General features: G+C 27.2%; 26 protein-coding genes. 21 read left to right on the forward strand and 5 right to left on the reverse strand.

All coding sequences use genetic code 11. The features are described 5' to 3' along the window. Positions 1–28 precede the first annotated feature (28 nt). Positions 29–568, reverse strand: coding sequence for a 50S ribosomal protein L25 (locus tag I4V16_RS04975; RefSeq protein ID WP_049178901.1), 540 nt, complete (start codon positions 566–568; stop codon positions 29–31). Between the two features lie 489 nt (positions 569–1,057). Here I4V16_RS04975 and I4V16_RS04980 point away from each other — a divergent pair, with 489 nt between their 5' ends. The 3 genes from I4V16_RS04980 (at position 1,058) to I4V16_RS04990 (ending at position 3,612) form a co-directional block, all read left to right on the forward strand. Continuing rightward, positions 1,058–1,411 (forward strand): hypothetical protein, encoded by a 354-nt coding sequence (locus I4V16_RS04980; protein WP_049178900.1) that lies wholly within the window; start codon positions 1,058–1,060, stop codon positions 1,409–1,411. Between the two features lie 258 nt (positions 1,412–1,669). Further along, a complete protein-coding gene (locus tag I4V16_RS04985; protein WP_195966549.1) occupies positions 1,670–2,266 on the forward strand; it encodes an FMN-dependent NADH-azoreductase in 597 nt (198 codons plus the stop codon). Between the two features lie 83 nt (positions 2,267–2,349). After that, positions 2,350–3,612: a chloride channel protein gene (locus tag I4V16_RS04990; RefSeq protein WP_195966550.1), complete on the forward strand. Its 1,263-nt coding sequence runs from the start codon at positions 2,350–2,352 to the stop codon at positions 3,610–3,612. Positions 3,613–3,675: 63 nt separating this feature from the next. Here I4V16_RS04990 and I4V16_RS04995 read toward each other — a convergent pair whose 3' ends face one another. Beyond that, positions 3,676–4,308: a GNAT family N-acetyltransferase gene (locus I4V16_RS04995; protein WP_195617317.1), complete on the reverse strand. Its 633-nt coding sequence runs from the start codon at positions 4,306–4,308 to the stop codon at positions 3,676–3,678. 99 nt (positions 4,309–4,407) lie between these two features. Here I4V16_RS04995 and I4V16_RS05000 point away from each other — a divergent pair, with 99 nt between their 5' ends. From I4V16_RS05000 to I4V16_RS05060, 14 genes are all read left to right on the forward strand, one after another. Next, on the forward strand, positions 4,408–5,211 hold the full coding sequence (locus I4V16_RS05000; RefSeq protein ID WP_049178896.1) for a MerR family DNA-binding transcriptional regulator: 804 nt from the start codon (positions 4,408–4,410) through the stop codon (positions 5,209–5,211). Between the two features lie 97 nt (positions 5,212–5,308). Next, a complete protein-coding gene (mprF, locus tag I4V16_RS05005) occupies positions 5,309–7,840 on the forward strand; it encodes a bifunctional lysylphosphatidylglycerol flippase/synthetase MprF (protein WP_049178895.1) in 2,532 nt (843 codons plus the stop codon). Between the two features lie 119 nt (positions 7,841–7,959). Then, entirely contained in the window at positions 7,960–8,427 is a 468-nt protein-coding gene (locus I4V16_RS05010) for a hypothetical protein (protein ID WP_049178894.1), read from the forward strand. A gap of 133 nt (positions 8,428–8,560) precedes the next feature. Then, positions 8,561–8,872 carry a hypothetical protein gene (locus I4V16_RS05015; protein ID WP_153061834.1) on the forward strand — a complete coding sequence of 104 codons (312 nt, stop codon included), beginning with the start codon at positions 8,561–8,563 and terminating at the stop codon, positions 8,870–8,872. Between the two features lie 30 nt (positions 8,873–8,902). Then, entirely contained in the window at positions 8,903–9,619 is a 717-nt protein-coding gene (locus I4V16_RS05020; RefSeq protein ID WP_049177749.1) for a protein kinase family protein, read from the forward strand. Between the two features lie 62 nt (positions 9,620–9,681). Continuing rightward, positions 9,682–10,248, forward strand: coding sequence for a hypothetical protein (locus I4V16_RS05025; protein ID WP_049177755.1), 567 nt, complete (start codon positions 9,682–9,684; stop codon positions 10,246–10,248). Positions 10,249–10,434: 186 nt separating this feature from the next. Continuing rightward, the gene (locus I4V16_RS05030) at positions 10,435–12,612 is read left to right on the forward strand and encodes a metallophosphoesterase family protein (protein WP_195542455.1); all 2,178 of its coding nucleotides are present in this window, start codon (positions 10,435–10,437) and stop codon (positions 12,610–12,612) included. Positions 12,613–12,676: 64 nt separating this feature from the next. Then, complete coding sequence (locus I4V16_RS05035) at positions 12,677–13,819, forward strand: YibE/F family protein (protein WP_195616984.1); 1,143 nt, start codon at positions 12,677–12,679, stop codon at positions 13,817–13,819. A 139-nt stretch (positions 13,820–13,958) separates the two neighbouring features. Then, positions 13,959–14,417, forward strand: a complete 459-nt coding sequence (locus tag I4V16_RS05040; protein WP_049177745.1) for a GNAT family N-acetyltransferase — start codon at positions 13,959–13,961, stop codon at positions 14,415–14,417. 232 nt (positions 14,418–14,649) lie between these two features. Beyond that, positions 14,650–15,414, forward strand: coding sequence for an N-acetyltransferase (locus tag I4V16_RS05045; protein ID WP_049177744.1), 765 nt, complete (start codon positions 14,650–14,652; stop codon positions 15,412–15,414). Between the two features lie 262 nt (positions 15,415–15,676). Next, positions 15,677–17,107: a hypothetical protein gene (locus I4V16_RS17405; protein WP_242979723.1), complete on the forward strand. Its 1,431-nt coding sequence runs from the start codon at positions 15,677–15,679 to the stop codon at positions 17,105–17,107. A 65-nt stretch (positions 17,108–17,172) separates the two neighbouring features. Beyond that, complete coding sequence (locus I4V16_RS05055; protein WP_243282787.1) at positions 17,173–17,586, forward strand: methyltransferase domain-containing protein; 414 nt, start codon at positions 17,173–17,175, stop codon at positions 17,584–17,586. Positions 17,587–17,595: 9 nt separating this feature from the next. Next, a complete protein-coding gene (locus I4V16_RS17410) occupies positions 17,596–17,754 on the forward strand; it encodes a hypothetical protein (protein ID WP_243282788.1) in 159 nt (52 codons plus the stop codon). A 20-nt stretch (positions 17,755–17,774) separates the two neighbouring features. Continuing rightward, the gene (locus tag I4V16_RS05060; RefSeq protein WP_049177740.1) at positions 17,775–18,284 is read left to right on the forward strand and encodes an AAA family ATPase; all 510 of its coding nucleotides are present in this window, start codon (positions 17,775–17,777) and stop codon (positions 18,282–18,284) included. A gap of 8 nt (positions 18,285–18,292) precedes the next feature. Here I4V16_RS05060 and I4V16_RS05065 read toward each other — a convergent pair whose 3' ends face one another. Together I4V16_RS05065 and I4V16_RS05070 are read right to left on the reverse strand one after the other, a co-directional pair. Further along, positions 18,293–19,318: a DUF4179 domain-containing protein gene (locus I4V16_RS05065; RefSeq protein WP_049177739.1), complete on the reverse strand. Its 1,026-nt coding sequence runs from the start codon at positions 19,316–19,318 to the stop codon at positions 18,293–18,295. Next, positions 19,308–19,880: a sigma-70 family RNA polymerase sigma factor gene (locus I4V16_RS05070; protein ID WP_049177736.1), complete on the reverse strand. Its 573-nt coding sequence runs from the start codon at positions 19,878–19,880 to the stop codon at positions 19,308–19,310. Before I4V16_RS05070 ends, I4V16_RS05065 begins: the two co-directional genes overlap by 11 nt. 183 nt (positions 19,881–20,063) lie before the next feature. On the opposite strand from I4V16_RS05070, the gene I4V16_RS05075 reads away from it, so the two are divergent. Further along, entirely contained in the window at positions 20,064–20,357 is a 294-nt protein-coding gene (locus tag I4V16_RS05075) for a 50S ribosomal protein L7/L12 (RefSeq protein ID WP_111937541.1), read from the forward strand. Between the two features lie 29 nt (positions 20,358–20,386). Further along, positions 20,387–21,130, forward strand: coding sequence for an EFR1 family ferrodoxin (locus tag I4V16_RS05080; protein WP_111937542.1), 744 nt, complete (start codon positions 20,387–20,389; stop codon positions 21,128–21,130). 25 nt (positions 21,131–21,155) lie between these two features. Here the strand turns inward: I4V16_RS05080 and I4V16_RS05085 are convergent, their stop codons facing one another. Beyond that, the gene (locus tag I4V16_RS05085; protein ID WP_049177732.1) at positions 21,156–21,908 is read right to left on the reverse strand and encodes an acyl-ACP thioesterase domain-containing protein; all 753 of its coding nucleotides are present in this window, start codon (positions 21,906–21,908) and stop codon (positions 21,156–21,158) included. 253 nt (positions 21,909–22,161) lie between these two features. Here I4V16_RS05085 and I4V16_RS05090 point away from each other — a divergent pair, with 253 nt between their 5' ends. Together I4V16_RS05090 and I4V16_RS05095 are read left to right on the forward strand one after the other, a co-directional pair. Continuing rightward, positions 22,162–22,812, forward strand: coding sequence for an HAD family hydrolase (locus tag I4V16_RS05090; RefSeq protein ID WP_049177730.1), 651 nt, complete (start codon positions 22,162–22,164; stop codon positions 22,810–22,812). 18 nt (positions 22,813–22,830) lie between these two features. Continuing rightward, on the forward strand, positions 22,831–23,358 hold the full coding sequence (locus I4V16_RS05095; protein ID WP_049177729.1) for a putative immunity protein: 528 nt from the start codon (positions 22,831–22,833) through the stop codon (positions 23,356–23,358). Positions 23,359–23,534 lie beyond the last annotated feature (176 nt).

The raw sequence follows: 23,534 nt of genomic DNA on the forward strand, positions 1-23,534 counted from the left end.
AGTACAGTGCTTTTTTTGAGTGGGAACATTAATTTGTAATAATAGCTACTAAAGCTTTAGGGTCACTTAAAACAGAAATATCTTTTGGAATAGATATGTCTTGAAGCAGTATTCTATTATCAAAATTCATATTAGAAACATCAATATCAATTGACTCAGGAATTTTTTCAACATCCCCTTGTAGTTCAATAGATGTAATATGTGTTTCTAATACCAATCTTTTTGATTCTAAGTTTTCCTGTCCACTAAATTTTATAGGAATTTTCATTTTAATTCTTTCGTTAGGTTTTGTATATTGAAAATCCACATGTATTATTTCATTACGATAATTCTTTTGAAGATCTTTGACAACACAGTTAAGCTTTTTTTTGCCTAAGCAAATAGGGATTATAGAGCCCTTGTTATTGGTTTTTAATAACCTTTTTAAATCAGAACTATCAATTTTAATAGGAATTGGATTTTTTAGAAATTCACCATAAATAATACCTGGAGTTAAACCTACTCTCCTTAAATTCACCTTATTTTCATTATTCTCTCGCTTACATACATTAAAAGTTAAATTAGACATAATAAACACCTCATAAATTAAATATATTAAATAGTTTATTAGGCCCTTAGAAGTTAGGAGATCTTTAACTAAGATAGACACTTAACTAACTAAAATAAGGGCCTAAGAGCAAAGATCCTCATATGCATCATCCTCCTTTATGTCATTGTAGGACAGATTATGGAATAAAGCAAAGCAGGTAAAATAATACTTCCATAAAATAAGTGAAATAAAAAAGTTTAATGATAATAAAGGTAGTGATAAATTAACGTTAAGGAAAATAAAGAGATATATATTATGGAACTGGGAAATATTCCTAAATAACTGATAAATTTCAAACTATTAGATAATTTAAGATATTTCATCCTTGAGATGTTTCAATTTTATAAGATTTAGTGTATCCACATTTAGTTATTTCCCTTATTAAAAAAATAATCTTAATAAGAAATGTATAAAGTCACTAGAATTGAATTAAATGAATACCATATAGGAGAAAGGAGTTGATATAAATTGTCATTAGAAATATTTGATTATGAAAGAAATGATATGTCTATTTATGAACAGTGCCAGAGGTGTATGTCTTACCATACAATTATTCAAATGAAAGATGGTAGTAGCTTTGATGGAATTGTAGAGGGGATAGATGGAAATATGATTTTTGTGTTAGTTGGCGAAGATGTAATGACTGATGAGAAGGCTAATGAAATGACAAGACAACCTAGACAACCTTTTGGACCAATGAGAAATAGATATAGAAGATTTAGAAGAAGGCCATTTCCTATTAATGCAATAGCTGCTTTAGCCTTATTAAGGTATCCATTTATAGTACCACCGTATCCATATTATCCATATTATCCTTACTAGATTATATATACTTATTTACAAAAAAGCTTAAATTAATTCCAATCATAAGTAATAAAGAAAAGTCCACTCTATTAATTTAGAATGGACTTTTCTAATATATTAAGAAATTTATACTTAAACTTAGAAGATAATTGACATAAAAAATTCAAGATAAATGTTAATTGAAATTAACAAATAATTATTATTAATTAAATTGCTTTTTTTATATATTAGTGTTATAGTTAGGAAAAGTATAAAAGTTATAGAGGAGATTATAATATGAGTAAAGTTTTATATATTAAAGCAAATATAAAAAAAGAAGGAGAATCAAGAACTTTTAAAGTTTCTGATTACTTTATAGAAGAATATAAGAAAAATAATCCAGGGGATGAAGTAATAGAATTAGACCTATATAAGGAAAATATAGATTTTCTAAGACCTGATGATTTAAATGGTATTTTTGGACCTAAAACAGAAGAAAGTAGAAATCATCCAATTTTAAAATATGCTTATCAATTTGCAGAAGCAGATAAATATATTATAGCAGCACCTATGTGGAATTTAAGCATACCTGCAATACTAAAGGCTTACATTGATTATATAAGTGTAACAGGAATTACATTTAAATATACAGCTGAAGGTCCTGTTGGTCTTCTAAATAATAAAAAAGCAATACACATAGTTTCAAGAGGTGGTGAATACAGTAATGCTTCATACGAAATGGGAGATAGGTATATAAGAACAATATTAAACTTCTTTGGTATAAAAGATATAACTACTTTAGCAATTGAAAATGTAGATGTAATTGGTGTTAATGTAGAAGAAAAAGTAGAAGAAGGAAAAGCTAAGGCAAAAAAAATTGTAAAAGAGTTTTAGTGAAAATGCTAGGAATTTACTTCCTAGTATTTTTTTTGTTCTTTAGGAAATTATATTTATGATAAAGATAGAAGGAGAAGGTTATGGAAAAGTTAAAAACTAATGCGGAAAATCAGTATAGTTCATTAATTTTTAATGTACTAAAATGGATTGCACTAAGTATAGCAATGGCTGTGCCCATAGGGGTTATAGTTGGTTTATTTAATATCCTATTAAGCTGGGGAAATAACTTCAGAAAAGAACATGAATTTATGATTTACCTATTACCCTTTGCTGGATTGATTATAACCTTTTTATATTTACATACAAGAAGAAATGCATATTCAGGAGAAAATTTATTAAAATCTGAAGTTCAGTCAGCTGCAAAAGATATTCCATTTTTTATGTCTATTGTAGTATTTATAGGTTCATTTTTAACAACCTTATGTGGAGGTTCTGCTGGAAAAGAGGGATCAGCTGTTGCAATGGGGGGCACATTAGGAGATTTTATGGCAAGAATCTTTAATTTATCTGATGATGAGCAAAGAACCTTAGTAATTTGTGGTGTGGGAAGTGCTTTTGGTGTAATATATGATGTGCCTTTTGCTGGAGCAATTTTGGGTATGGAGTTAGTGTTAAAAGGAAAGTTTCATTATCAAGCCTTAATACCTGCATTTTTGACAACTGTATTTTCAAACGAAATAGCTAATCTTATAGGTAATAAGGAAGTAGTCTATCCTCAATTAAACTTAGGAGAATTAAGTATTATACTGCTTTTAAAGCTAATTTTACTTGGGATAATATGTGGTATTGCTGGGTTTATATTTAATTTAGTATTAGATAATAGCAGTAAGCTATATGACTTAGTTACTAAAAATCCATATATAAAAGCAATTTTAGGAGGGATAATAACAATAGTCTTATTCTTAATCATTGGCGATAACTATAATGGATTAGGTCAATCTTTCATAAATGACTCCTTTAATAATAGGGTAAGTATAATGGATAGTATATGGAAGGTCTTATTTACAGCAGTAGCTTTAGGGTCAGTTTTCCAAGGAGGAAGAGGAAATCCAACGTTCTTTGTAGGAGCAACACTTGGTAGTTCTGTTTCAGGGTTAATAAATCTTCCGTTAGAATCTTCCACAGCATTAGGGATGATTGGAGTTTTTTGTAGTGCAACATCACTTCCAATTACATCAATGGCTATGGCCCTTGAATATTTTGGTGGAGGAGAAATGGTAGCTATTATCATAGTTATGACTATAAGTTATATAATATCAGGATTTTATGATATTTTAGTTAAAAATAAACTTCCCAAAGAGAAGGGGAAACTATTTGAAGGAAGTGTTCATGAGAATAAGTAAAAAGAGAATCTTTAAAATAGATTCTCTTTTTAAAATAGAATATTTAGGCTAAAAGGTGATTCTTTAAAAATTATATCCATAAAGGAAGATATTTAAACTTTCATTTATTCTATTAAAATATATCTTCTTTTCATTTAATCTTTTAAAATTATTTTTATCATAAAATTGATAGTTACATCTTGTATCGGTATATAGGTACATAGACTTTACTTTCATCGATTTCATGTAGTCAAAAAGATAATTCATTAAAGATTTTCCTACACCTAACCCCCTAGATTCTTTCGATACAATGAAAAGTTGTATGCATCCTTGAAAATTATTTTCATTTCCCTTAAAAATTTCTTTATAAGTCTTTTGAATTTTAGAGAATTCCTTTAAATCTTTTTTATTATCATTTTTTGTAAACATAATTTTAATTAAAGAGCTTATTAAACTTATTCTATTATGAAAGCTTTTTATTTTATTTTTATCCTTATTAGCATTTCCTAAAATGATTCCAATAACTTTACCATTTTTAATAGCTACTTTACTAAAGCTACTATCTAATATACATTCTTGAAGATAAGAATTTAGTATTAAGTTTAAAAAGTTGGGATCTTTTATAAATTCACTAAATCCAAAAGCATCACCTATTAACTTTTTTATTATTTCATAATCTCCTTTGCGTAATTCTCTGTACATAACCTTATTATTCATAATATTTCTTCCTTTCAAATCTTAAAATTAGTATATAATTATGTTAATGTCTCCTCTTAGAGGAGAGTCAATAAGTATTAGAAAGTTGGATGTGATTAAATGAAAGAGTATTATTCAATAGGCGAAGTCTCAAAAATAAAAGATATTACAATAAAGGCTTTAAGATATTATCATAAAGTGGGAATCTTGATACCTAAATATATAGATGAAGAAACAGGGTATAGATATTATTCTATAGATCAATTTGTTCATATAGATATAATTAAAGGCTGTAGAACTCTTGGAACAAGTATTTTAGAACTACAGGATATATTTAAAGATCCAAATACAGAAAAACTTTTAAAGTTTCTAGAGATAAAAAAGAAGGAAGCAGAAGAAAAAATTAAATTAATGAATGAAGTAATAAGCAACATTAATATATTAAGTGAAAGCATTAAAACATCAAAAAAGATAGTAGATAATGATGAAATTGTAATAAAGCATTTTAATAAGAGATATATAGTTTTTGCTCCATTTAAAAGTTCTAAGGAGTTAGAGGAACTTATTTATTACTCAAAATTAGATAAAATAATTAAGGAAAATAATATGGAAATAACTTTAGAGAGGGGAATAATCTATGATATTAGTTCAAGTGGAGATGTTAAATCAAAATTTGCATTTATTGGATTGAAGAATGAGGTTGAAGAAGAAAAAAACATAAGAGTATTACCTGAAGGAGATTATTTAACCTTAGTTTATAATAAAGAAAATCAACTAGAGTGTAGAGAAAATATAATGAAATATATAGAGAAAAATAATATAAATATAACTGAGTTAATAGAAGTTGAACTTTATCACGATTTGTTTAATACGAATAACTATAGTTGTCAAATACAGATATATATAGATAAGAATCATATATAGCCAAATTATTTTTAGAGGATATTAAGAAATAGTTAAGGTTCTTTTAAGATAATTTCTTTAACATATAAAGCATAGCTTATAAACGAAGGGGATAAATATGAAGAAAAAACTAAATAAAAAAATAGTGCAAATGATTCAAATTCCAATTATAGTAGTAATATTATTTTTTGCATTAAGGGAATTATATAATATTTTTGTTGATATAGATGTTAATCTATTCAATATGTATTCTGACAAGTTAACAGTTACTAATATAATGATAATTATAGTATTAGGGATAATATCATATTTACCATTATCATTTTACGATTTAATAATAAAAAAGAAGGTACAAATAAACCTAAGTACAAGAAAAGTGTACAAGTATTCTTGGATTGCAAGTTCAATATCTAACTTAGTTGGATTTGGTGGAAGTTCAGCTATATTCTTAAAAAATCATTTTTATAAGAAATACGTGGATGATTCATCAAAACTCATAAAAGAAACATCTAAGGTTGTTGGATTAAACCTATCAGGATTTTCTTTGGTATGCTTAATATATTCTTTATGGAGCTTAGTAAATGGAAGAAGTTTTGATTATGTATTCTTCATATCAGCTTTAATAGGTCTATATATTCCTATTATTTTTATAGGGGCTACCTACAAGGTATTTAAAAATGGAAATAAAGAAAATTACTATATTACATTAAAAATAATGTTTACTTCAATTTTAGAATGGGCAACAACTATACTTTTAATATATGGATTGATTGTAATTTTAGGAATAAAGGTGACTTTATCACAATTCTTCCCTATATATGTTATGGCTATAATAGTAGCTATGATAAGTATGGTACCTAGTGGTGTTGGTACTTTTGATTTAACACTACTAGTAGGACTTAAAGAGTTCAATGTACCTTCAGAGCAAGTTCTATTACTTATAATCTTATATAGATTAAGCTATTACATAATTCCTGTGTTAATAGGACTAGTTTTATATTTATCAGATTTGTACATGAAGATAAATGAAGAAGCAAGAGAAATTATATCAAGGTTAAATTCGAAATTAGCTCATTGTGTTTTGAAAATAATGTTATTTATTACAGGAATATCGTTAATATTTGGTAATAATATATACTTAAAACGTTATTTTCCTCATAAAAGTGAAATCTTAAATATGGATATAGTAGAGTTATCTATATCTTTAAGTATAATAATAGGATTTATTCTTATAGTATTATCAACTATACTTCATACAAAAACTAAAGAAGTTTATTATTTTATGGTTTTTGTATTTGCTGTTATAACTATGGGAGGATTCTTTAGCAAGTATAATATTCATGAATGTATATTTATAGGACTTGTTTGGATATTAATATTATTTAGTAGGAAAATGTTTTATAGAATAGGTTTTATTTATACATGGAAAAATGCAATTAAAGATATAGCAATTATTTTATTAACCCTATCAGTATATTTGGTATCAAGTTATTCAAAGGTAGTACATTATATACATAGAAAGATACCTATTTTAAATTTAGAAGAAATAGTAAAAAGCTTTTATAAAGATAATTTAGTAAGTTCCGTTTTTATTGGAGCAACAATAGCTTTATTATTAGTTATGCTTTTAATATTACTCAATAGATTAAATAAATTTCCAAAGAAAGAATTAGATAAAGAAAAGGTTAAAAAAATTATTGAAAATTATGGTGGCTCTAGACTTATTCACTATGTATTTTTAGGAGATAAGTATATATACATAAATAAAAATGAAGATGTGCTTTTTCAGTATGATATATCTGGAGATAAAGTTATAGTTTTAGGTAATCCAGTAGGTAATAAGGAGAACTTTTTTGAGGGGATACAGGAATTCTTAGAGTTTGCTGATTTATATGGATATACTTTAGTTTTTAGTGGAATTGATGTTGAAGTAATGGGCGAACTTCACGATTTAGGTTATGAGTTTATGAAGCTTGGTCAGGATGCATGGATCGAATTGGATAAGTTTTCTTTAGTAGGTAATAAGAATAAAAGTAATAGACAAGCTATAGGAAGAATAACCAAGGCTGGCTATGAATTCTCAATTGTTAGTCCACCTTATGATGATGAGCTATTTAATGAAATAAAAGAGGTTTCAGAAGAATGGCTTAATGGACAAAAAGAAAAAGGATTTTGCGTAGGTTTTTTAGATAGAGATTATATAGAAATGGATAAAGTTGCTATTGTAAGGAATTCTGAAGGAGAACTTAAGGGTTTTGCTACAATAATGCCAATGTATGATGGTGAGACCTTATCTGTTGATCTTATGAGGTTTAAGAAAATTGAGCTTAATGGAATTATGGACTATATGTTTGCAAATATTTTTGAGTATGCAAAGGAAAATGGGTTTAAATATTTTAATTTAGGACTTGCACCATTAGCAGATGTAGGAAGAACTAAGCATGCTTTTTTAAGAGAAAAGATAGCCTACCAAATATTTGTATATGGTAATTTTGTATATTCATTTAAAGGACTTAAAAAATTTAAGGAGAAGTATGCTACAAGATGGGAAGATAGATATATAGCATACAAGAAAGGAAGTTCTGTTATAATAACTGTTATTCAATTAATGCTTGTACTTACAAAAGAAAAAGATGAGTTTTGTAAGTAGGGTTAAATTGTAGTTTAGTATAGTTTTTAGATAGTCTCATTTGGCTTTGAGAAATAGTAGTGAACCTTTATCATTAGAAAAGTATAAAATAGATATATACCAATATTTTTAGAGGTAATATGAAAAATAATTATTCGGATTTTAATAATATATTTGGAAATGAATCAGAATATAGTTCTTTTAGTGAACGTGATATTGAAGAATTAAACTTGTTAAGTTATCAGCATATAGCAGATATTATTTCAATTATAGGAGATTTACTTTCATATATATCTACTATTGAAAGTATTAATCTAATTCATAGTAGGTATACAAATGAAACTGAAAATGTTCCAAATCCTGATATACCTGCTGTTCAATCTCTTGAATTATTGGTAATTTCAAGATTTATATATACTCAACTTGGATTTATTCGTTTTGACCATTTAAAAGAGAGAAAGGCGAAAGGAGAAGTGGACTTTTCTCTTGAACCAGATATATATGTTAATATTTCAAATATACTTAGAACATCAGGCACCTTATATGCTTTGTTAGCTGCATATGGTATTTACGAAAGGGATTTATCTCAACCTATCATAGGAATATAATTTGTTAATTAATAAAGAAGCTGAATTTTTAGCTTCTTTATTTTTTTACAATTAAAAGATTATGTAACTCTTTTAGGATTTTTGAATAGTATATATTAAGTACAGTAAGTAAATAAATTTAGGGGTGTTAAAAATGAAATGTATTAGAGAAAGATCATATATGGGTCACAATTATTATAGAGGATGGAGTAAATCATCTTGCGAATCAGAAAGACAATGTAAAAGATCAAGAAAGTCATTTTGCAAATCAAGAAGCAAATCATTTAGTAAATCAAGAAGCAAATCATTCAGTAAATCAAGAAGTAGATCATTTAGTAGGTCTAAGAGTAGATCTTTTAGTTGGTCAGCAAGTAGATCATTTAGTAGATCATTTAGCAGATCATTTAGAAAATCAAATTGTAGATCTAGGTGGTCATGTAGAAAATCACACAGAAGAAACTATTAAAAGTAAATAGTTTTAAATAAGTATATTGCTATGGATAAGTTATACGAATTTGGAGAAAAGGTAAATGGGTATTCTGTAATTAAGCAATTAGGCGAAGGTAGATATGGAATTGTTTATCTAGGAGAAAATGAGAATCATGAGAAGGTCATAGTAAAACAATTAAAGTTGGATATGATTAAAAAAACAAAAAGAAAACTCATCTATGAAAAGAAAACATTAAAGATGTTAGATGATCCTAGATTTCCAAAGTTTATATCTAACTTTAAAGATGAATATAGAGAAGGGTATATCCTTGAATATATTGAAGGAAAGGTAATTGAAGATCTATTACTTGAGGATAACCATAGGTTTTCAAAGGAAGAAATATATGAATATTGCAGTAAAATTATAGATATGATTGAAACTTTGCATAAGAATCATATAGTTCACCGTGATATTAGACCTCCTAATTTAATATTAAAGGAAAACAATGAATTAGCCTTAATAGATTTTGGTCTTGCTAGGATAATAGATAAAAGACACTATGAAAAAGAGTTAGACTATTGGTATTTAGGTGATTTTCTACTTCATCTTTATTATTCATCATATGAGCCTGAAAATGAAGAAGAACTCCCATGGTATAAAGAGCTTGATTTAAATAACGAAGAGCTTATATTCTTAAAAAGGCTTATGGGTATTAAAAAGTGCTATAGTAATATTAGAGAAATTAGAGAGCAACTTGATAAAATTAAAAGCGTAAGTATGTAATAAAAAAGGCCATGTGATTCATATATCACATGGCTGTTTTTAATTATAATGAAGGTGAGGCTATGAATAATTATATAGAAATTTTAGGCGTATATGAAGATAGTTTTAGGATTAATGTCTATTCAATTAATTATTTTAGAATGATTGGACTTATAGATGTTGACATAAGATATGATTATGGAATTGAGAGGGTAACTTTAGCATTTTATAGGTCATCAGGAACAAATGGTGGAAAGATTAATGGACTATGGTACCCAATAGTAGGTATAAAAATAAAGTCAGGAAGATTTACAGAGTTTACAGAGTTAATTAATTATATTTTAACTAAAACTACCAATGGAGATGAAGTTAAGAAGGGATGGTTAGCAAAGTCACCATTCTTTTATAATCATCAGAAAGAAAATAAAAGAATAAAAGGCTTCTCTAGAGGAAAGCATTATGAAAGTCTTTTAAGGGTTGGAGAAACTTTAAGAGATCTTTATGAAGAGTGGGAGTTTGAGGATATGGAGTCTTTAACACCAAAGTCATTAAATGATGCAATAACTTCTTTAGAGATTTATCCTAATAATACACATAGTCAGAGGGATAATTTCGAAAGATTTATATGGGATATATGTAATGGGAGATAATTAAGAAATAATAATAATAAAGAAACACTGCTAGGGCTGGTGTTTCTTTTTTTATAAATAATTAGGAAAGTATGTAAAATTAATTTTAATCTTATCTTTACATTTTATTACATTTAATTAATATGCATATAATAAAAGTTTTATATTCTTAAGTTGTCCAATTAAATTATAAGAGGAGAGTTTAAGATGAAAAGTAAGAAGTTGAAAAAGATAATATCAATGACATTGGTTTCTGCACTAGTTGTTGGAGTAGGAATTACTGCAAGAGCTGAGAATGGAAAAGCCGTTGATAATTCTATTGCACATGTTAAGACAATTGAGAGTGATAAGACTGTAATAAATAATGATACAAGCTGGAGATATTTAGATAATGGAACAGATCCAGCAGTAGGAACGTATTTATTCGATAATTTTAAAATTAAATCCGCCTGGACACTTCCTAAAGATATTGAATATGAAGGCCAAAACATTGGATTTGATGATACTTCATGGAAGATAGCAAAAGGGCCTTACGGAGCAAAAAATGGAGAAGCAATAAACGGAGCAAATACAGTGTTACAGCACTATAATGGAAAAACTTCTTCTGGCAAGGACAGAGCAATTGAAACATATTTTTTTAGAACTGAATTTAATGTAGACAACTTAGAAGATGTAAAGAAAATAAAAGCTAGTTTTACTTTTGATGATTCAATAGTTGTATACATTAATGGTAGTGAAGTTAAAAGATATTTAGTGCCAGAAGAAAAGCAAGAAAATAATATGTTTTATGCTGGAAATGGAAATGGAAGTCCGATAACAGAAGAATTTGAGCTAACAGATTTATCAATGCTTAAGGAAGGTAAAAATGTTATAGCTGTTGAGGTTCACCAAGATAGGGAGACAAGCTCTGATATATATTTTGGATGTAATTCACTTATTTTAAGTTCAGAAGAGATTGAAAAGGAAGAACCAAAAGTAAGTGATATTTCACTAACTGTAGGAGCAGATGAGTCAGAAGTAAATTTTACTTGGTATACAAACTTTGATGGAGAAACTGAGCTTCAAGTTGCTAAAAAATCAGATATGAATGGCGATACTTTCCCAGTAGAAAAAGCTAAAAGCTATAAGGGAGAAATTACTAAGATAGATGATATAAATAGAAGTAATAAGGCATCTGCTATAAACTTAGAAGAAAATACAGATTATGTTTATAGAATAGGAAAAGAAGGGGTATGGTCTGAGGTTAATAATTTATCAACTAAAGATACTAATAAGTTTAATTTCTTATTGGCAGGTGACCCACAAATAGGCTCTGGTAGCATAGAATCTGACATTAATGGATGGACAGATACTTTAAACAAGGCTATTTCAAAGTTCCCTGATGCAAGTTTTCTTATTAGTGCTGGAGATCAAGTTAACAAAGCAGGAAATGAAGCTGAATATGATGGATATTTAAGTCCTGAAGTATTAGAGTCATTACCAGTTGCAACTAATGTAGGTAATCATGATGTTGGAATTAACTATACACAACATTTTAATGTACCGAATTTAAGTACTTTAGGAAGTAATGCAGCTGGAGGAGATTATTCCTTTAGATATGGAAATGCATTATTTATATCATTAAACTCAAACAATACAAGTTCTGCTGAACATGAACAATTTATTCAAGAGACAATTGAAAAAAATAAGGATGCAAAGTGGAGAATAGTTACCTTCCATCACTCGATTTATAGTGTTGCTAGTCATTCTTTAGAGGACTCAATTTTAAGTAGAAGAGAAACTTTAGTTCCAATTTTTGATAAGAATGATATAGATGTTGTTTTAATGGGACATGATCATGTATATACAAGATCTTATCAAATGGAAGGTTTTAAAGAATTAAAGAATCAAACTTTAGATAATGAAGGTAATGTAGTAGACCCAGAAGGAACACTTTATTTAACAGCCAACTCTGCAAGTGGTAGTAAATACTATAATATTTTAGAAAATGAAGATTTTACTTATGCAGCGGTAAAAGATCAAAGTAAGGTTCCTTCAATTTCAAATATTGAAATGACAGACAACTCATTTAAAGTTGTAACCTATAGAACTGATAATATGGAAGTTATTGATGAATATTCAATAGTAAAAGATGTTGAGGAAGATAAAGAGGATAATGGGTCAACAGGAGAAGAAAATGGAGAAACACAAAATCCAGGAGATAATGAAACTACTAAACCAGAGTCGGATAAAACTGATGAAAATAAAACTGAAAGTTCTAATCCAGTGAAAACTGGTGATACAGTAGAAAATCCATTTGTATATATACCGTTAATGGTGCTAGCTTCAGGTTCAATTCTTTATCTAGTACTAAAGAAAAAGAACTTACAAGAAAGTAAGAATTAGAATATAAATTATTAGTTTAGCTTTGCTTAAATGCAGAGCTAAACTTTCTATTTAGGAGAGAGAGATGTTAAAAATGTTAAGCAGAACTGATATTGTAATAACGTGGTTAATAGGTGTATTTATACTTTGTACAACATTATTAAATAATACCTTTAAAGATGATTTTAAGAAGTATGATAATAGTACTTTAAGTTATGAAAAGGCAAGGGTAATAAGCGTTATAAAGGAAAATTTAGAGGAAGAACAAATATCTAATAGGAGATATTCTGGTATTCAAGAATTAGAAGTAGAGCTTTTAACAGGGAAACTCAAAGGAGAAAAAGTAGAGGTAACAAATTATATAACTCAAAAGCATAATGTAGTTGCCAAAGAAGGAAAAGAAATTATGGTATGCGTAGATAGACCAAGTGAAGATTTTTATAAGGTTAGTATATATAATTACAGTAGAAATAATTATATATATATTATAGTTATTGTTTTCTTTGTAATTATGGTTTTAATAGGTAGGGGTAAGGGATTTAGATCTATGATAGGTCTATTGTTTACTTTTTATTCAATTATATTCTTTATGATTCCCTTTATATACAGAGGATACTCCCCAATTATTTTATCAATAATCGTATCAATAATTTCTACAATTGTAACATTGTTTTTATTAAATGGATGGAGTAAAAAGACTATAGTAGCCACACTAGCAACCTGTGTAGGTGTAATAATTTCAGGTGTGATATTCTGTCTTATATCAAATCTTTTGAACATATCTGGGTTTAATTTAGATGAGGCTGAATCTTTAATTCTTATAGCTCAAAATACAGGACTTAAAATTAGGGATATACTATTTTCTGGAATATTAATTTCATCATTAGGAGCTGTAATGGATGTAGCAATGTCTATAGCATCTTCAATTTATGAAATAAATGAATTAAATAGTGAGTTAGATATGAAAACTATTTTTAAGTCTGGAATTAATATAGGAAGAGATATGATTGGGACAATGTCTAATACTCTAATTCTTGCATTTGCAGGCACTTCATTAAGTACTATGCTTGCTTTGTATTCCTATAATACTCAATTTAATCAACTAATGAGTTCTGATTTTATTGCAATAGAGTTTGCACAGAGTATATCAGGAAGTATTGGAATAATATTAGCGGTGCCAATTACATCATTTATTTCATCTTATGTTTACAAGAGGAAAATAAGATAATCAAGATAATTAGGAAATTCTATTGATGCTTTAATTTCCAAATTATAATTTTAAGTAGTGAAGAGCTTATAGTTTTACTTTATAAGTGTTTTAAGTTATTATACCCTTATATTATAATTTATAAAATGGTGAGGTGTGCATGAAAAAGTTTGAGTTTATAAATGGAGGAAAGGAATTGTTAGACCTTGTAGAACCATTGTGGAACAAATTAAATAAACATCATGAGTCTAATTCCAATAACTTTTCTGATAAGTATAAAAACAATTCTTTTAAGTTGAGAATAAGTAAGTTTATAGAGAATAGAAATATAAAGGTAAATGTTGATTTAATAAAGGATCAAGAAAATAATAAATACATTGGTTATTGTATTTCATCCCTAAGTGAAGATTTATTAGGTGAAATTGATTCCCTATTTATTGAAAATGATTATAGGGGATGTGATTTAGGGGACGAGCTTATGAATAGGGCTATAGAGTGGCTGAATAAAAATTGTGCTAAATCTAAAACTATAGTTGTTATTGATGGAAATGAAAATGTATTAAATTTTTATAGAAGATATGGATTTTATAGAAGTAAAATAATATTAGAAGAGAAATAATAAGTTAGAGATACTGCATTGTTCATAGATGGACATGCAGTATTTTTGTTAAAAGATTATCTGGAATAATATGTTATAATATATATATAAGAAACTTTTTAGATATTAAATTAGTTTATTATAGGGTTTAAAATGTAAGATTATTGATATTGCTGTACTTGTATATATGGTTATTATGACTTTACTTAGCAATTTTATTTTAAAAGATAAATAGTTTTAATGAGGAGAAGTTATGGATATTATTACTGTTAATAAAGAAAATTTAGATAATGAGCATATTTGTTGCGCAATTTCTAGCAATAAGGATTGTCAAGTAGCTTCAAAGAAAGCTTGGCTTTTAAAAAGGTTTGATGATGGGCTTGTTTTTAAGAAAGGTGATGTTAGAGGAAAGTGTTTTATAGAATATATTCCTGCTGAAAAGGCATGGTGTCCAATTAAAGCTGAGGAATATATGTTTATTAATTGTTTTTGGGTATCTGGAAGATACAAAGGGCAAGGGAATTCAAATGTACTATTAGAAGAGTGTATTAAAGATAGTAAGGAAAAAGGTAAAAAAGGACTTGTAGTTTTATCTTCAAAGAAAAAGAAACCATACCTTTCTGATCCAGAATTTTTAAGGTATAAAGGTTTCAAATTGGCAGATAGTTTAGAATCATATTTTGAACTTTTGTATCTACCTTTTTATGAAGATTCAAGTAAACCTTCTTTTAAAGATAGTGTAAAGAAACCTACTATTGAAAATGAAGGATTTGTACTTTATTATACCCACCAATGCCCATTTACTGCAAAGTATGTACCTATAATTGAAGAGATAGCTAATAGTAAAGGAATCAAGTTTAAAAGTGTATTGTTCGAAACATATGAAGAGGCACAGAATTCTCCATGTCCATTTACAACATATGCTTTATTTTATAATGGAGAATTTGTAACCCATGAAATTTTAAATGAAAATAGATTTGAGAAGATAGTCAATAAGAGAATAGAGATAGAAAAGTAAAATAATGAAGTTATTTATGTTAGAATATCGTATCGCTAGTGATAGTATGCGATATTTTTTAGTTATATTAAATTTAGAAAAAACATATTCTATGCTTTAAATAGTAGTGGAGAAAATAGCAATGAATTTATAATATATGATATAATTACATATAATGGCAAACATGGTGTGAAAATGATGAAAAAAGTAATTTTAATAATAAATATAAACTTAATTATATAATTTACTATGAAAGAAAAGTAAAAAAAGGGGATAGGGGATAATGAGTGGCAATGATTTTAAATTAGATAATCTTAATGAGGGAAGTATTATTAATAAACCTACAGATTCATATAGTAAATATGATACTAATATATTGAGTAATGCAATAAAAAATATAGCATGGGGATTTGCTCTTACTTTAGCTACATTTAGTATATTTAAATTACAGTATATATTACCAACAATAGGAGTAGGACTTTTATATATCGGTTTACGCGATATACATAAGGAAAATAAAGCTCTTAATATAGCTTGGATTTTTTCTATAATAAATATTATAGTTGATATTTTTAATTTAATATGTACTAATACACCCTTAGGTGAAAGATTCAATAATATTACAATTGAAGTATTATTTGAAACTATATTTCAAGTAAGCTTTCTTTTAATATTTCGTAAAGGTTTAAAGCAAGTTTTTGAGAAAGCAGATATTAAACCAAGAAAAGATCCTATTTTAGGAATAATTATTTGGAGGGGTATTATTGTAATTTGCATAGTATCTGGTTTAGGTAGCCTTTGGTGGATATTTATTATTTTAAATTTAAGTTATTTGTATTATTTCTGTTCTCTTTACAAATTAGGTAATTATTTTAATACAATAAACTATAAGCCATCAGAAGTGAATAAAAAGATAAGTAATAGGAAATTTCTTTGTATATATTATATTGGATGTGTAGTAGCAGTGTCTATTTGTTGTTTACTGTCTAACCATATTAAATTAAATTCTATAGAGTTTGTTACTCCTCAAAATTCAGAAACTAGAGAAATGCTTATAGATAAGGGATTTCCCAGGGATATTATTAAAGATATATCAGATGAGGAGATAGCTTTGTTAAAGGATGCAATAGTTATAAAATCATCTAATGAAGTGTTGATGTTTGATTATGAAGAGGAAACTATTGAAGATGATTTAGGAGTTCGTACGTATAACAAGATACCAGGTAAATATAATTTAGAGGCAACGACTATTTACGCTGAATTAAAGAATAATGAAATGTATGTCATTGAATATTTCAAATGGAAAGATGGAAAATCATACTGGCATGACGGATTTTCAATTAGTAATACTCAGAAATTTGAGTTAATAAGTGGCAGATTACTATTTGAAAAAAAGGGTATAAACTATTCTGCTGAAATACCAAGACTAAAGAACAAAAATGTTATAGAGAATGATTGGTTTGGTGATGAAATTGCTTATGATAAAATTAGTGGAGCTGTAAACTATCCTTTTGGATCTGATAAACAAAGAGGATATGTATTTTATAGACTAGATATTGATGAAGGTATGTTTAATGGATCAAATATAGTTAATTATATACACTATAAAGGTCCATTTAGAATCCCTTATGTTGAAACAGAACAACAAAATTTAACGTTTAGTGATAGACTAAGACAACATTGTACAAATTTTAAAACTCATTTTTTTAGGTGATTGCTTGATCTTAATTATAGTTATAAATTTTAAGAATTATTTGATAAACGTATAGGAGAAGAAATATGGAATACATGGGAAACGAAAGTTATTGGGATAAAAAGTTTGAAAATAGGGGAGGGAATCCTTTAAAACCAGAAGAAGCTTTAGTTAAGAACATAAAGTATCTTAAAAGTGGAACTGTTCTTGACTTAGCTTGTGGAGATGGTAGAAATAGTTTCTTTTTATTACAGGAAGGATTTAATGTTACTGGAGTAGATTTTAGTATTAAAGCACTTGAAAGGCTACATAAATTTGCAGCAAGGAATAATTATAAAGTTAATACTAAGAAAATAGATTTAAGTAAAGCTGATGCTTTAGATAACTTAGAGGAATTTGATAATATAATTATAAATCATTATAGATTAAGTAAGGAGCAATTAAGTAGTATAAACAAACATCTTAGAATAGAAGGTGTTTTATTCATTAGTGGTTTTTGACAGAAACATGTGCCAGATTCAAAGATAAGAGAAGAAGACTTAATACAGCCATCAGATTTTGATGGGTTAAATGAAAGCTTAGAATTGGTTAAGTATAATGAGACAATAGATGAGAGAGGATCCTTTGTTACCTATATTTATAGAAATCAAGGAGACTTAGATAATTAGAAATTGAATAGGTGATAGAAGTGAAAAAGAAGTTAATTATTGTAAATGGAGTTATGGGAGTTGGAAAAACTTCAGTTTGTAGAATGCTTTATAAAGAATTAGATAATTCATTTTGGCTAGATGGGGATAATTACTGGATGATGAACCCATTTACAGTAAATGAAGAAAATAAGACTATGGTTTTAGATAATATAATTCATATTCTAAATAATTATATAAGAAATTCTAGTAGCAAATATATAATATTTAATTGGGTCATTCATACAGATGAAATAATGGAGGAAATATTAAAAGGCCTTAATACTTCTAATGTAGAAATCTATAAGATCACTTTAATGTGTTCTGTGGAATCATTAGTATCAAGAATTAAAGGAGATATTATTAAAGGTTTAAGAGATGAAGATAATATAAGAAGAAGTCTTGAAAGGCTAGTATTATATGAGAAAATGAATACAATTAAGATTGATACAACAAATAAAGAATTAGAGGAAGTTGTTAGCGAAATAAATAAGGTTATAAAAAAGCAGTAAAATTAAATTTACTGCTTTTTTAGTGAAATTATACTATCGTAGACAGTTTCTTTTGTACTTTCATTTTGCTTTTCTATTACTATTCTAATACAGTTAGATTTAGTATCAGGTGCATTTGTAGTTATCTTATGATTATCTTTATTGCTATTCCAAGTTTGATTAGAAATCATAAGTAAATCTCCATTTTCATCATAAATGAAAAATTTATAAAGATAATTATCTTCTAATTTATAATTTATATCTAATATCATATCAAAAGGACTTAAGTTTATTGAATTAATAGTTACTAAATCATTTTTTTGTTGTGAAAATTCTATATTTTTTCTTAGGTTCTTATTAACTGTAACAGGCACTTTAAATGCCCAAGAACCAACTTTTTTATAGCTTTTATCTGTAGTATTTATTCCGTAATTCTCTAAATATATAATTTTGGATTGGAATATAAACTCTGATGGTATTTCAGTATTTAATAAATCTAAGTTATATTTTCTAACTCCAACAAAAGTATTCTCATTTATAAATTTGCCTTCCAGTCCTGCAAAACCTGATCCGCCTAGTTCAATATCGCTAAAATTAACCTTATTATAAGACTCTTCTGTAATTAATTGATTCATATCCATTTTTCCTGTATTTCCCCAAGAGGTATATTTAAATGAATCTTTATTTTCAACAATATATGTTACATATAAAGATTGACCGTCACATAGTATTTCAGAAAGTGTAATATCAACTCCATTAGAAGTGGTTGTTTCATTTACAGAAGTTGCATATTGAGAATAGTTTCCGGGGAAGAAAAGATTTTTTTCGATAGCTTCAAATACATTACCTATTATAGGAAGTTTAGCTGCTAAAGCAGGATTTGCTATACCTAAAGCTAATATTAATGCTATAGTAGCACAAATAGCACCGGTTAGTTTTTTCTTCTTATTGATTTTTGCTTCTGAAATTTCAAAAACTGCTTTTTGTACACCATTATGAATTTTTATATCAATATTTTCAGGTATTTTAATATCATCATATCCATTAAAATTCATCTAAATATCCCTCCTTTAAAGTATTATTTAATTCTTCTTTTGCTCTTCTTAAATGGCTTTTAACTGTATTTATTGGTATACCCATGATATATGAAATATCTTGAATGCTCATATTATTAAAGTATTTTAGAATAATGACAGTTTTATATTTTTCTCTTAACGTATCAATAGCATTGTATAAGTCTATTTTTTCTTCTATAGATATTTTTTCTTTACTAGATGCCATGGGGATATCATTGTTTAAGTATATAATTTTACTGTCTTTTTTTAGGTAATCAATAGCTACATTTATTAAAATCCTTGTTATCCAAGTCTTAAAAAAAATAGGTTTTTTAATTTTAGCAATATTTAAGAAGCCTCTATAAGCACATTCTTGTAATATATCTAATGCTTTATTCTCATCCTTAACATAGCTATATGCTATTTTGTAAAGATAAACTTTATAAATCTTATATAATTCTGTAAATGATTCTGGGTCACCCTTTTTGGCTTTATTAACAAGAGTTATTTCTAATGAATCTTTTTCTTTTGTTTTAAAAGGTAAAGAAAATACTTTCTCCATATTAATCTCCTTAAGTTACTAAAATTTAAGCATTAATGCTATATCTATTAGACAAGTATTCTAAATTAAAAGTTGCAAATAAATTAAAATATCCTAATAGTAATATTTTAACATGTAAAAATATACATTTGATTAAGAATTTAATGTATAATTGTGATATAGAATAATAAAGGGGGAGATATAGTGGATTATGCTATAATGGGATTTCTTTGTGGTGTAAGTATAGTACTAATGATGAATGTTAGTAATCAAAAAGATCAAATTAAAATCCTAAATAATAAATTGAATAGGATAATAAATCATTTAGGAATAGAAGATGAGGAGCTTAATAAGATAAATGATGAATTAAATAAATTAATAATAGAAGGGAAGAAAGTAAAGGCAGTTAAGCTATATAGAATGACAACAGGAGCTGGTCTTAAGGAGTCGAAGGAATATATTTATGCTTTAGCAGATAAGTTATCTGTTGAACAGTAATATGGTTTTATAAATTGGAGTGAGAATAAATGATATTATATTTTACTGGAACAGGAAATAGTCGTCATATTGCAAGGTTAATAAGTAAAGAAATAGATGATGAAGTCATATCAATTAATGAACTTATAAAGAGTGGTAGTAATAATGAAATAAAATCAGATAAACCATTTGTCATTATAGCGCCTACTTATGCATGGAGAATTCCTATGGTAGTAGAAAAGTTTATTAAGAATACTAAGCTTTCTGGAAATAAAAAGGTGTATTTTATTCTTACATGTGGAGCTGATACAGGAGATGCTACTTCATTTTTAAGGGATATCTCTGAGGAAAAAGGGCTTGAGTTTATGGGGCTAAGAGCTTTGGTTATGCCTGATAATTATATTGTTATGTACAGTACTCCTAGTGATGAAGAGAATGAAAGTAGAATTGAAAATGCAGAGGAAGAAGTTAATAAAATAGTTAAGTATATAGTTAGTGGTAGAAAATTTGAGGAACATAAAACTACTATTATTGATAGGATGAAAAGTAATTCTATCAATAAAATGTTTTATAAAATATATGTAAACCCAAAGGGATTTCATACAACAGATAAGTGTATAAGTTGTGGTAAATGTGAAGGGTTATGTCCTTTAAATAATATTATCCTAGTAGATGGTAAGCCAAAGTGGGGGGATAATTGCACTCATTGCATGGCATGTATTTGTGGATGCCCAACATATGCTATTGAATATAAAAATAAAACTAAGAATAGAAGACGATATTACCTTAAATAGTTATATTAACAAAAAAGAATAGTATTTAGCTATTCTTTTTCCATTTAAATTCTAATTTTGTAATTGGCTTTTGAATTTCATCCTTAAAAGCCCTATGAACTGTAATTAATTCATTCTCATCATTTCTTAAAATGTCTGTATTAAAGTGTAGAGTTGAACCTTCACTAGCTTCTTTCTTAAATAGAACTTTTATACCTGATAGTTCATATTGGTCTAAAAGCTCCTTAGGTAAAGTATCAATTGCCATTTCAATATACTTAACATTATTAACGTGATTATTTGAATCAATATCACTATGTCTAACAGTATAATCTCTTGTAATACTAGAAGCTTCAAGCTTTATAAAATCATCTAATGGCATGATTTCATCCAACTCTTTTTCTACCCCATAAAGTTTTAATTGTTCAGGAGAAATCTTTGCTGGACGTCTTTTTTCAATGTCAATTAACATTGCAGTAGAAATTCCAGATAAAATTATCTTGCCTTCTGAGTTTTTTATTGTGCAACGTCTGTAACCATAAAGCTTTTTAATACCTATGGCTTCAGTTTCAACAGTTATTACATCTCTAAATTTGGGGTATTCTAGAATTTTTAAATCATATTTTAATAGAACCCACACACAATTATGTACAAGTCCATGATCAGTTTCTCCTAGGGTATCAGTTTGAGATATTACAACATCCCATAAGTAATTCATTAAAGATGAATATTTACAATTCATATTAGAATCTACATCGTATATGTTTATAGTATAATCTTTGGTAAATGTATTGCTCAAGTTTAATACTCCCTTCTAATTATAATTAGCATAAGTTAATTATATGTAAAGTTATTCCATAAAGCAAATAGCATTGAAATACTAATTTTCAATGCTATTTTAATAAAATTAATGTTTTTTGTTATCCAATAGTATTTTTAAGAATATATAATCACTCCTTCAAGATAAGTATATTTCTCACTATATTTGTTATCAATGTAAAAGGTAAATATGATATAATCGAATGAGAAATTAGGTTAAATAGGAGAGAGTAATGTTTAAAGTAGCTATTTTTGATTTAGATGGTACATTGCTAAATACAATCGATGATTTAGCAAATGCATGTAATTATGCTCTTAGTAAATTCTCATTTCCAACCCATGAGTCTGAGAAGTATAAAACTTTTATTGGAAATGGATTGTACAAGCTTGTGGAAAGAGCTCTTCCACTTGAATATAGGGATAGTGAAACAGTTAATATGGTATTAGATGTGTTTAATAAATACTATAATGAACATATGATGGATATGACTAGGCCTTATAATGGAATAATTGATCTTTTAGACCAACTAATAGATGAAGGAATTGGACTAGCTGTTGTATCTAATAAGAAACATGATTTTACATTGGAGATAATACATAAATATTTTTGTGATAGATTTAAAATAGTTTTAGGATTAAGAGAAAACTATAAAGCTAAGCCTGATCCAACATCAGTTTTAGAAGTAATTGATGAATTTGGCATAAGTAAAGAGGAATGCATATATATTGGTGATTCAAATGTTGATATAAGAACTGCAAGAAATGCTGGAGTTAAATCTATAGGTGTTTCATGGGGATTTAGAGGAGGAGAAGAGTTACTTAAAGAAGGTGCAGACTATCTAGTAAATAATGTAGAGGAACTAAAAGAAATAATAATTAGTTAAAAGAAAGTAGGAATAAATATGGCAAAACTAAGGAAGATGTTAGGAAGCTTGGAAGATCCCAATATAGTATCATTAATGAGTTTAATAGAAACACAAAGCAAAACAACATTAGCCAATTGGGCAATTACATATGCAGAGGACAATTTTCTTAAAATATACGAAAAAAACTATAGTGATGATTTAAGACTTCGTAATATATTGTCAGCTTCAAAGGAATATTTAAATGGAACTAAAAAGTTAAATGAGGTTAAACCACTTATAAAGGAAGGAAATGTAGTTGCAAAAAGTCTAGAAGAAAACCCTGTTGCTCAGGCAGCTTGTCGTGCTATAGTAACAGCTTGTGGAACAATTAATACACCAACAAATGCTCTTGGTTTTACTTTTTATGGAGCAGCAGCAATTGTCTATGATAAGTGTGGTTTATCAGAGAGTTCAAAAATATATGATGAATTAGCTAGTAAAGAATTAGAAAAAATGTTAGAGTCACTTGAAAAGGTTGCTATACCTAACGAAGAAAACCCTGCGAAAATTAAGTGGAATTGCTAAATTTAATAGTAATATATAAAAATATTAAAATAGTATTTATATATAGGTGATTTCATAATTCTTTTTAAAAATCATTATAATAAAATTTATACTTTTTCAAATCATAAGTTAAATTATTAATACTTTATAATTAGAAGTTAAAGGTAATACAAATTATGGTTTGTATTGTTAAAAAA

Source organism: Clostridium sp. 1001283B150210_160208_E6 (assembly GCF_015669365.1).
Taxonomy (GTDB): Bacteria; Bacillota; Clostridia; order Clostridiales; family Clostridiaceae; genus Clostridium; species Clostridium paraputrificum.

Excerpts from the sequence above, each read along its gene's own strand:
- I4V16_RS04975 (WP_049178901.1), bottom strand. The coding sequence starts at position 568 with ATGTCTAATTTAACTTTTAATGTATGTAAGCGAGAGAATAATGAAAAT.
- I4V16_RS04985 (WP_195966549.1), top strand. The coding sequence starts at position 1,670 with ATGAGTAAAGTTTTATATATTAAAGCAAATATAAAAAAAGAAGGAGAA.
- I4V16_RS04990 (WP_195966550.1), top strand. The coding sequence starts at position 2,350 with ATGGAAAAGTTAAAAACTAATGCGGAAAATCAGTATAGTTCATTAATT.
- I4V16_RS04995 (WP_195617317.1), bottom strand. The coding sequence starts at position 4,308 with ATGAATAATAAGGTTATGTACAGAGAATTACGCAAAGGAGATTATGAA.
- I4V16_RS05000 (WP_049178896.1), top strand. The coding sequence starts at position 4,408 with ATGAAAGAGTATTATTCAATAGGCGAAGTCTCAAAAATAAAAGATATT.
- mprF (WP_049178895.1), top strand. The coding sequence starts at position 5,309 with ATGAAGAAAAAACTAAATAAAAAAATAGTGCAAATGATTCAAATTCCA.
- I4V16_RS05010 (WP_049178894.1), top strand. The coding sequence starts at position 7,960 with ATGAAAAATAATTATTCGGATTTTAATAATATATTTGGAAATGAATCA.
- I4V16_RS05015 (WP_153061834.1), top strand. The coding sequence starts at position 8,561 with ATGAAATGTATTAGAGAAAGATCATATATGGGTCACAATTATTATAGA.
- I4V16_RS05020 (WP_049177749.1), top strand. The coding sequence starts at position 8,903 with ATGGATAAGTTATACGAATTTGGAGAAAAGGTAAATGGGTATTCTGTA.
- I4V16_RS05025 (WP_049177755.1), top strand. The coding sequence starts at position 9,682 with ATGAATAATTATATAGAAATTTTAGGCGTATATGAAGATAGTTTTAGG.
- I4V16_RS05030 (WP_195542455.1), top strand. The coding sequence starts at position 10,435 with ATGAAAAGTAAGAAGTTGAAAAAGATAATATCAATGACATTGGTTTCT.
- I4V16_RS05035 (WP_195616984.1), top strand. The coding sequence starts at position 12,677 with ATGTTAAAAATGTTAAGCAGAACTGATATTGTAATAACGTGGTTAATA.
- I4V16_RS05040 (WP_049177745.1), top strand. The coding sequence starts at position 13,959 with ATGAAAAAGTTTGAGTTTATAAATGGAGGAAAGGAATTGTTAGACCTT.
- I4V16_RS05045 (WP_049177744.1), top strand. The coding sequence starts at position 14,650 with ATGGATATTATTACTGTTAATAAAGAAAATTTAGATAATGAGCATATT.
- I4V16_RS17405 (WP_242979723.1), top strand. The coding sequence starts at position 15,677 with ATGAGTGGCAATGATTTTAAATTAGATAATCTTAATGAGGGAAGTATT.
- I4V16_RS05055 (WP_243282787.1), top strand. The coding sequence starts at position 17,173 with ATGGAATACATGGGAAACGAAAGTTATTGGGATAAAAAGTTTGAAAAT.
- I4V16_RS05065 (WP_049177739.1), bottom strand. The coding sequence starts at position 19,318 with ATGAATTTTAATGGATATGATGATATTAAAATACCTGAAAATATTGAT.
- I4V16_RS05070 (WP_049177736.1), bottom strand. The coding sequence starts at position 19,880 with ATGGAGAAAGTATTTTCTTTACCTTTTAAAACAAAAGAAAAAGATTCA.
- I4V16_RS05080 (WP_111937542.1), top strand. The coding sequence starts at position 20,387 with ATGATATTATATTTTACTGGAACAGGAAATAGTCGTCATATTGCAAGG.
- I4V16_RS05090 (WP_049177730.1), top strand. The coding sequence starts at position 22,162 with ATGTTTAAAGTAGCTATTTTTGATTTAGATGGTACATTGCTAAATACA.
- I4V16_RS05095 (WP_049177729.1), top strand. The coding sequence starts at position 22,831 with ATGGCAAAACTAAGGAAGATGTTAGGAAGCTTGGAAGATCCCAATATA.